This window comes from Flavobacterium sp. (assembly GCF_049318325.1).
GTDB lineage: Bacteria > Bacteroidota > Bacteroidia > Flavobacteriales > Flavobacteriaceae > Flavobacterium.
In genome coordinates, this window is record NZ_JBMOGQ010000148.1 from 1 (window position 1) to 5,090 (window position 5,090).

5 protein-coding genes are annotated in these 5,090 nt (G+C 33.8%); all 5 read right to left on the reverse strand.

The features are described from left to right. Nucleotides 1-762 (reverse strand): acyl-ACP--UDP-N-acetylglucosamine O-acyltransferase (gene lpxA, locus ACOYLP_RS10615; protein WP_422856142.1); only part of this gene is annotated, 762 nt, incomplete at its 3' end. 1 nt (nucleotide 763) lies between these two features. After that, nucleotides 764-2,152 carry a bifunctional UDP-3-O-[3-hydroxymyristoyl] N-acetylglucosamine deacetylase/3-hydroxyacyl-ACP dehydratase gene (locus ACOYLP_RS10620; protein ID WP_422856143.1) on the reverse strand — a complete coding sequence of 463 codons (1,389 nt, stop codon included), beginning with the start codon at nucleotides 2,150-2,152 and terminating at the stop codon, nucleotides 764-766. Nucleotides 2,153-2,164: 12 nt separating this feature from the next. Then, nucleotides 2,165-3,193, reverse strand: a complete 1,029-nt coding sequence (gene lpxD, locus ACOYLP_RS10625) for a UDP-3-O-(3-hydroxymyristoyl)glucosamine N-acyltransferase (RefSeq protein WP_422856144.1) — start codon at nucleotides 3,191-3,193, stop codon at nucleotides 2,165-2,167. Between the two features lie 114 nt (nucleotides 3,194-3,307). Then, nucleotides 3,308-4,546 (reverse strand): HD domain-containing protein, encoded by a 1,239-nt coding sequence (locus ACOYLP_RS10630; protein WP_422856145.1) that lies wholly within the window; start codon nucleotides 4,544-4,546, stop codon nucleotides 3,308-3,310. A gap of 30 nt (nucleotides 4,547-4,576) precedes the next feature. Next, nucleotides 4,577-5,090, reverse strand: a 514-nt coding sequence (locus ACOYLP_RS10635) for a thiamine pyrophosphate-dependent enzyme (protein ID WP_422856146.1), incomplete at its 5' end; no start/stop codon positions are given.

The window sequence follows — 5,090 nt, forward strand, 5'->3', positions numbered from 1 at the left end:
CATGATTCCTCTTGATGAGTTTCTGATAAAATCTAAAATTTCGTCACGTTCTGGCGAAGCCGACATTTCCGCTTCAATAATACCAACCGCTTGTGATGTATTATAATTTTTTTGGTACAGAATTCTATAAATATCCTGGATTTCTCTAATCTTTTCTGCTGAAAATCCTCTTCGTCTTAATCCGACTGAATTAATTCCAACATAAGAAAGTGGCTCTTTTGCTGCTTTAGTGTATGGCGGAACATCTTTACGAACTAAAGAACCTCCTGAAATCATCGCGTGATCACCAATTTGTATGAACTGATGAATAGCTGCTAATCCTCCAATGATTGCATAATTCCCAACAATTACATGTCCGGCTAAAGCCACACCATTTACGATGATAGCATTATCGCCAATATGACAATCGTGTGCAATGTGCGCTGTGGCCATGATAAGACAGTTATTTCCAATCTTAGTTTGGCCTGAAGCAATTGTACCACGGTTAATAGTAACACACTCTCTTATAGTTACATTATCTCCAATTACCGCAAGTGATTCTTCTCCTCCAAATTTTAGATCTTGAGGTACTGCCGAAATTACCGCACCCGGAAAGATGTTACAATTTTTTCCAATTCGCGCTCCTTCCATTATAGTTACATTGGAACCTATCCAAGTTCCATCTCCAATAACTACATTGTTATGAATGGTGGTAAAAGGTTCAATCACAACATTTTTTGCAATTTTTGCTCCCGGATGTACGTATGCTAACGGTTGATTCATATTATTGTTTTTTAGCGATTTGAGCCATTAATTCTGCTTCAGCTACTAATTTTCCATTAGCATAGGCATTGGCTTGCATATGACAAATTCCTCTACGGATTGGTGAAATCAAATCACATTTAAATACCAAAGTATCACCCGGTAATACTTTATGTTTGAACTTCACATTGTCAATTTTCATGAAGTATGTCAAATAATTTTCAGGATCAGGAACAGAACTTAAAATCAATATTCCACCCGTTTGCGCCATGGCTTCTACAATGATTACACCTGGCATAACCGGTGCTCCTGGAAAATGACCTACAAAAAACGTTTCGTTCATTGTAACATTTTTCAACCCAACCACATGATTATCGGTCATTTCTATGATCCTATCGATAAATAAGAATGGTGGTCTGTGAGGAAGAATACTCATGATTTTATGAATATCCATTAATGGTTCTAAATTTAAATTATATAACGGAACTTGATTTTTCTGTTCTATTTTAATAATCTTAGACAATTTCTTAGCAAACTGAGTGTTCAGAAAATGTCCTGGTTTATTGGCAATAACCTTCCCTTTGATTCGAGTTCCCACTAAAGCTAAATCGCCAATCACATCAAGAAGTTTGTGTCGCGCTGCTTCGTTTGGATAATGTAAAGTCAGGTTATCTAAAATACCATTTGGTTTAACCGAAATAGAATCCTTACCAAAAGCTACTTTAAGATTTTCTATAGTCTTTGGCGAAATCTCTTTATCTACATAAACAATAGCATTATTTAAATCGCCACCTTTTATTAGACCATTATCTAAAAGTGCTTCTAATTCGTGAAGAAAACTAAACGTTCGGGCATCAGCAATTTCCGTTTTAAAGTTAGCAATGCTTTTCATAGTGGCATTTTGAGTTCCTAAAACTTTAGTGCCAAAATCAACCATCGTAGTGACTTGATATTCGTCAGATGGCATGAGAAGAATTTCACTTCCTGTTGCTTCATCCGTAAAAGATATTACTTCTTTGACTACATAATATTTACGTTCAGCATCTTGTTCAACAACTCCTGCTTTCTCGATTGCTTCAACAAAAAACTTTGAAGATCCATCCATGATTGGTGGCTCTGATTCGTTCAGTTCTATAATTACGTTGTCAACATCACAACCTACAAAAGCAGCTAAAACATGTTCTGAAGTTTGAATTTTAACACCTAATTTTTCAAGATTGGTACCTCTTTGTGTATTTACAACATAATTAGCATCTGCTTCAATAACTGGAGAACCTTCTAAATCAACTCTGACAAAAGTAAAGCCATTGTTAACTGGTGCGGGTTTGAAAGTCATTTTTACTTCTTTTCCAGTATGAAGTCCAACGCCAGTAAGGGAAATTTCGTTCTGGATGGTTTTTTGTTTAACCATTATTATGCTTATTTAAATTTGGTTTTTATTCTTACTTTTTAATTCTTCTAGATCTGAAACTATTTTTGGTAAATTTCGGAAATGCACATAAGATTTGCTAAAATCACTATAATTGAATGCAGGTGATCCTTGAATAGTTTCTCCATCAGGTATGTTTTTTCCAATTCCTGATTGGGCCTGAATTCTAACATTATTGCCAATAGTGAGATGACCGGCAATACCAACCTGCCCACCAATCAAACAATTACTTCCAATTTTAGTTGAGCCCGCAATACCTGTTTGTGCAGCAATTACCGTATTCTCACCTATTTCAACGTTATGTGCAATCTGAATATGATTATCTAGTTTTACCCCTTTTCGGATTAAAGTTGTACCTAATGTTGCTCTGTCGATAGTGGTATTAGCTCCAATCTCAACATCATCTTCAATAATTACATTACCAATTTGAGGGATTTTACTATACGTTCCGTCTTCTGTTGGTGCAAAGCCAAAACCATCTGAACCAACAACACATCCTGAATGAAAATTACAATTATTACCAATTTCAGTTTCAGAGTATATTTTTACTCCAGCAAAAAAGACACAGTTATCACCTATAGTTACATTATCACCTATAAAACAGTTAGGATAAATTTTTACATTGTTGCCAATTGTTACATTTTTTCCAACATAGCTAAAGCTACCCAAATAAAGTTGTTCCCCATAAATCACATTCTCTGAAATTACTGACGGCTGTTCAATACCTGATTTCATTAGCTTTACTTGGTTGTAATATTCCAAAAGTTTTGAAAAAGACTGATAGGCATCTTCCACTTTAATCAAAGTAGTTGATAATTCACTTTCAGGAACAAAATCATTATTAACAATGGTAATTGTAGCTTGAGTAGTATAAATAAAATTAACATACTTTGGGTTTGCTAAAAATGTTAGCGTTCCTTCAGTGCCTTCTTCTATTTTAGCTAATTTAAAGACTAAAGCGTCGGGATTACCTATCACTTCGCCTTCAAGAATTCCTGCTATTTGAGCTGCTGTAAATTTCATCTTATTCTCTTAATTTTTTATAGATATAAGATGTAACTCACCAACGACTTGATTTGAAATATCGAAAATATGTGCAGTTCGTTTCATGGTCACAAAAGTATAAAAAAATCAATTTTAAAGGTAGTTTTCATCAAGTAGTTTTGGAAAACATATAAAATACTTGGTTACTGGTTTTGACAACGCTTTCAAATTCAATTGATCAGAAGCTTCAACGATATCTTCAATGGTCTTATCTTTCTTTAAAATCCTAATTGGTTCTGCGTTTTTGCTGTAAGCTTGGTTTTCAATCTTTCCTTTAAAAATAAAATACTTTGCCTCCTGTTGTGTTATATTTTGCTCTTTTGCAAAACGGGTGGTCATTTCCTCTAATACTTCTTTTGGAAATTTTTCGTTATTGAGTTTAATTTTTGGTAAGTTCCTGTTAATAATCATTTTGCTCAAACTGCTCAAAATAAAATCATCATGAAGCTGCCAATTTTTTATCGAACTAATAATATCAAAATCATCTAGTTGCGCAAAGCTATCTAAATTACTATTGGAGAAATTTTCGATTGTAATTTTGTGATCCATAAAATGTTTTAATGGCTTGCTGCATTCTATATCAATACCTTTATGAAGAAGTTCTTTGGCTCTTTTTAACGTATTAGTCAACGTTAGTTCTGCCACTAAACTTGTTTTATGCAAATATGCCTGCCAGTACATTAATCGTCTTGCCATAAGGAATTTTTCTATTGAATAAATCCCTTTTTCTTCCATAACCAAAACATCATCCATCACATTCAACATCTGAATTAGTCGGTCAGAATTAATATTTCCTTCAGCCACACCTGAGTAAAAACTATCGCGCTTCAAATAATCCATTCTATCCATATCTAATTGACTGGATATTAACTGCAACATGAATTTTCTATGGTATTCTCCTTTAAAAATCTGGATTGCCAAACTCAACTGACCATCAAATTCTTCATTTAATTTCGACATGAACAATAATGAAATATCTTCATGATGGACTTCAACAATACTTTGTTCCAAGGTATGTGAAAATGGTCCATGTCCAATATCGTGCAAAAGTATCGCGATATATAAAGCGTTCTCTTCATCTTTTGAAATTAAAACTTCTTTAAAACGCAACACTTCAACAGCTTTTTGCATAATGTGCATAGCACCGATGGCATGATGAAAACGAGTATGATGCGCACCCGGATAGACCAAATACGATAATCCCATTTGAGTGATACGACGTAAACGCTGAAAGTAAGGATGTTGGATTAAATCATAAATCAACGTATTCGGTATGGTGATAAAACCATAAATTGGATCGTTGAATATTTTTAGTTTATTAGTGTTGCTCACAAATTTGTTGATTTTAGTAAAGATATAAATTTATACCAAAGCTTTAAAATAGTCATTCAATAGTTTATCATTCTCTCGAGTTGGAGTGAAAACTTCCAAAATCATTGGTTTCTCATTTTGCTTGTAAAGTTGAGATAATCCTCTTTTCAGAGTAGCTTCATCACTGGCAATTGTATAAACTAACTGATACATTTTGGCTAAATGTTCTGCCGTTAAACAATGAGAAGTTTCAAAAAAAGTATTGAATGTTTCCGTTTCTTGATGCCCTGGTAATATTCTGAAAATAGCGCCACCGCCATTATTAATCAAAATGATTTTAAAATTTTTTGGAATGTAATTATTCCAAAGCGCATTGCTATCATATAAGAAGCTAATATCACCAGTAATTAAAACCGTAGGTTTTTTGCTTCCAACTGCAGCTCCAATGGCTGTCGAAGTACTACCATCAATTCCGCTTGTGCCTCTATTACAAAATACTTCAATCGATTTATCAATATCAAATAACAGCGCATAGCGAATGGCCGAACTATTACTAATTTGTAAT